At 53.5% G+C, this 4,402-nt stretch carries 3 protein-coding genes; all 3 read left to right on the top strand.

Annotated features, from left to right (window positions below; genetic code table 11):
- Positions 1-3,159, top strand: a 3,159-nt coding sequence (locus IQK56_RS28380) for an RHS repeat-associated core domain-containing protein (RefSeq protein ID WP_193901909.1), incomplete at its 5' end; no start/stop codon positions are given.
- On the top strand, positions 3,159-3,521 hold the full coding sequence (locus IQK56_RS28385) for a hypothetical protein (RefSeq protein ID WP_193864194.1): 363 nt from the start codon (positions 3,159-3,161) through the stop codon (positions 3,519-3,521). The genes IQK56_RS28380 and IQK56_RS28385, both read left to right, overlap by 1 nt.
- Positions 3,522-3,565: 44 nt before the next feature.
- Positions 3,566-3,850 (top strand): hypothetical protein, encoded by a 285-nt coding sequence (locus IQK56_RS28390; RefSeq protein ID WP_193864193.1) that lies wholly within the window; start codon positions 3,566-3,568, stop codon positions 3,848-3,850.
- The last annotated feature ends 552 nt before the right edge of the window (positions 3,851-4,402 follow it).

The raw sequence follows: 4,402 nt of genomic DNA on the forward strand, positions 1-4,402 counted from the left end.
GACTATTTAGGGCGCATTGAGCGGCTGGATAACGGTGCCGGTTGTGCGCTGTTCTTGCGTTACGAGTCGAGCCGCATTGTCGCGGTGGACTACCAGGTTCAGCGGGCCAAGGGCCGCGAGCCTTACGCCTGGATCACAGAGCACAGCGTTGTTTCCTACGCCTATGACGAGATGGGCCGACTGGTTTCAGCGACCAATGCCGTCGGTGAAAGCGAGGTTTATCGCTACGACGATCAGCACGTGATTCTTGAGCGTGGCCTGGCCGGTGGGGCAAGTTTCTTTTGGGCGTGGGAACGGTCTGGCAAAGCGGCGCGATGTGTCCGGCATTGGGCCAGTTTTTCGCAGATGGATACGCGGTATGCCTGGGGTGATGACGGCAGCGTTGTGGTGCACAACGCCGATGGCAGCCAGGAAGTGTATGTCCATGATGACCGCGCACGGCTGGTGCAGCGCATTGATCCGGACGGTGCCGAGCATTTCAAATCCTACGACGATAAAGGCCGGCTGACGGTCGAGCAGGACCCGCTGGGCGCAGTGACGGCATATCAGTACGACGAGGCCGGACGCTTGGTGGCGTTGTTTCCGGGGGACGATGAGCCGACATCCTACGAGCATGACAATGGGTTCGTACGGGTTGTAAGGCGGGGCTCAGCGGTTTGGAAGTACGAGCGCAACGATCAGGGCGACGTGACGCGCAGGACCGATCCCGACGGTCACATCACCGACTACAGCTACAACAAATACGGGCAACTGATTGGGGTGTGGTACCCCGATCACAGTTGCCAGCGACTGGTGTGGAATGACCGCGGCCAGCTGGTTGAAGAGCAACTGCCTAATGGTGGCATCAAGCGCTATCGCTACGACGACCTGGGCCGGCAGATTGCCCGTGAGGATGAACACGGCGCGCTGACCCAATACCAGTGGGACGCTGTCGGTCAGCTGACTCGCCTCGTACTGCCCGGCGGCGCGTGCAGGGAATACAGCTACAACCCCTACGGAAAAATCACCGCCGAACGCGATGAACTGGGCCACGTCACCCGCTATGAATACGCCGACGGCCTGCACCTGATCAGCCGCCGCATCAATGCCGACGGCAGCCAGGTCAAGTACCGCTACGACAACGTGCGGTTGCTGCTGACCGAGATTGAAAACGAAGTGGGCGAAACCTACCGGCTGGATTACCACGCAAACGGCCTGATCCAGCAGGAAATCGGCTTTGATGGGCAACGCACGGCCTACGTCTACGACCTCAACGGCAACCTGCGAGAAAAAACTGAACACGGCGACGATGGCAGTCAGTTGGTTACCCGCTATGAGCGCGACCATGCCGGTCGTCTCGTAAGAAAAACCCTGCCCGACGGCAACAAGGTCGATTACGCCTACGACCGTCAAGGCAATCTCCTCAGCGTCGACGACGGCCACTGGGCGCTGGCCTACGAGTATGACGTACAGAACCGCCTCACCGCCGAACACCAAGGCTGGGGCACCTTGCGCTATGGCTACGACGCCTGCGGCCAACTTCAACACCTGCGCCTGCCGGACAACAACCGTGTGGCGTTCAACCATGCCAAGGGCGGCCACCTCGCCACCGTCGAGCTAAACGGCGCGGTACTGACCTCGCACCTGTTCAAGGCCGGTCAAGAACACCAGCGCCAACAAGGCCAACTGCTCAGCCACTACCACTACGACGACCAACAGCGCCTGCACGCCCATGCCGTAACGCAGCAAGAACAGCACCTGCTCCAACGCCATTACGACTACGACAAATCCGGCAACCTCACCCGCCTCAACGACACCCGCAAAGGCGAACACCACTACCACTACGACCCACTGAATCGCCTGACCCGCGCCGACCACTCCCAAGACCTGCAGGAACGCTTCGGCCACAACCCGGCGGGCAACCTGCTCATGCAAGACCGCCCCGGCCCGGACATCGTCGCCGGCAACCGCCTGATGATCCAGGGCGACCGGCATTACGACTACGACGCCTTCGGCAACCTGATCGGTGAACGCAGAGGTAAAGGTCACCAACTGGTCACCGAATACCGCTATGACTGCCAGCACCGGTTGATAGCCGTCACACAGCCTAACGGGAAAACCGCCAGCTACCGATACGACCCGTTTGGACGGCGTATCAGCAAGACCATTGAAGGTGTAACGACGGAGTTTTTCTGGCAAGGCGACAAGCTGATTGCCGAGCACCATGCGGACCGCCACCGAAGCTACCTTTACGAACCCGACAGCTTCCGCCCTTTGGCACTACTGGAAGGCTTTGGCCCAAACGAAACCCAGCCCTACCACTACCAACTCGACCACCTCGGCACGCCACAGGAACTCACAGATCCAGACGGCGACATCGTCTGGTCCGCGCACTACCGCGCCTACGGCCAGATCAGTCGTCTCGACAAAAACAAAATCGACAATCCGCTGCGCTTCCAGGGTCAGTACTTTGATCAGGAAAGCGGGCTGCACTACAACCGTCATCGCTACTACAATCCAGATGTTGGTCGTTACCTGACGCCGGACCCAGTGAAGCTGGCGGGTGGGATCAACGCGTACCAGTACGTGCCCAATCCTACGGGGTGGGTGGATCCGTTGGGGTTGAGCTCGTGTCCGGGTGGGGCTGGATGCAAACCTGGAACAACCGCTCCCTCCAAAACGCAAAGCGTTGATCACGGAGAACCGGCTTCACCACAACTGACACGTGCGGAGCGACAGGCAAGGATTGATGAACTTGCAGAGTCAAATATCCACCGACGTCTATCAGAGTTGGAAAAATCAATTCCGGACGCACACTTCTTGGAAAAACACGGAGCTCAAACATCATTAGGATCTCAACTTGAACGAATGGAAACAGCTAAGAACCCTACCACCGGCGAAATCGAAACCTACGATAGAGGGAGAAGAGCGGGACAACCTAGGCCTCCAAGTGCGGCCACACACTTTCTGAGTCATAGAGATCAATTCAATGCAATTGAGCGCGCAGTTTTAATATTCAAACTTAATGGCAGAGCGCAAACTCCTACACCGATGGGCATGGGGAAAATTATCGGCGAGGGTTACAAAAGGGATGGGCTAGAATATGGACGACAGTCAAAAGCAATCGTTCATCTAAACAGAGACGGAAAACCAATCACTGCGTACACGGAGTTTGAATAATGAGAAAAAAACCAAGCCTACCGATATTGCGAGGCCTTTTATTCACTTACTGCACAGAAAACACTAAAAACTTAGAGAGAGAGGAAATAATCGCCTCAAAAAATATCAATAATGAAAACGAACTCTCTGAGCTTTTTCATATTTTAACCAAACCGGAATTTCTTTCATATCGAGAAGATGAACAGCAGTGGTTTATAGAAACAATTGAACACTACCTATCAACGGACGAAAACTTCGAATCTGTTTTTCACCTTTTTGACACTTACTTTGAAGATGAAATCATTGACAAAAGACGTTTTATGAAAGTGCTTTTGGATTGCCTCAAGCTCTATAGACTTGAGTTGAACAACGCCAAAACCTAAGACCTTAAAATTTCACTTACTTTTTTATAGAAGATGGAAAAACCATGCAACTCAGCACAAAATTCAAAACCCATAAAATGCAATTGGCAGTATTAAACGAGGCTACAACTAGAAACTCCCGTAATTTACCCGAATTCACTGGAGAGGATTACTACGGCAATCCCATCGTCATAATGGAACTGCAAGGCTGCGGTTTGGTATACATCCCAAACCCGGAGGAGCGGAACAACCCCATATTCAATGAGAACATGGACGCAGCGATCGCAAAATTTGATCGTGAGACTAAAAAACTCTATACGGTATTTCCTGTGAGCAACGCCCAATGCTAAAGCACCCTTTCTTGAATGTACCTTATGAACCTAAGCTCCGATATTTTCTTGGTCCGTTCGATATATATGACCGTGAGGAAACGCTGGGTAAAGAGCTTGCAGGCTACGACATCAACAACGATGCAGACAGAGAGCAATTGATTAAAAAAATATAATTGATAAAAGCGCTGACTTGAATTATCGACACCGCATATCTTTATTCAATATTTTGGGCGCCGCGCTTAATGACAAGAACTATGACTTTTCAAAAATACTGAGCCAAGCTCCCGGCTATTACTGATCTCTGCCTTGGGGGTGGAGTGATATGGAGAACCCAAGAAGTTTTTTCGAAGAGATTTATAGGCTGACTAATCAATGGTGGAAAGACGACCTCGAAAAAGCAAGCCTCGAAGACCCATCAACCTGGTAACAACACCACCACTCCCCCTGATAGACCACATTCTCTGTGATGAGCAGGCTTGCCCTGCGCTGGGCTGCGAAGCGGCCCTTCTCAGGCGGATGCGGTGTATCAGGTAGATCGGCGGTGTCAGGTTTGGGGCTGCTCCGCAGCCC

Origin of the sequence: Pseudomonas cyclaminis (assembly GCF_015163715.1) — a bacterium.
Taxonomy (GTDB): Bacteria; Pseudomonadota; Gammaproteobacteria; order Pseudomonadales; family Pseudomonadaceae; genus Aquipseudomonas; species Aquipseudomonas cyclaminis.

Coding starts and splice junctions, on each gene's coding strand:
- IQK56_RS28385 (WP_193864194.1), top strand. CDS start 3,159: ATGAGAAAAAAACCAAGCCTACCGATATTGCGAGGCCTTTTATTCACT.
- IQK56_RS28390 (WP_193864193.1), top strand. CDS start 3,566: ATGCAACTCAGCACAAAATTCAAAACCCATAAAATGCAATTGGCAGTA.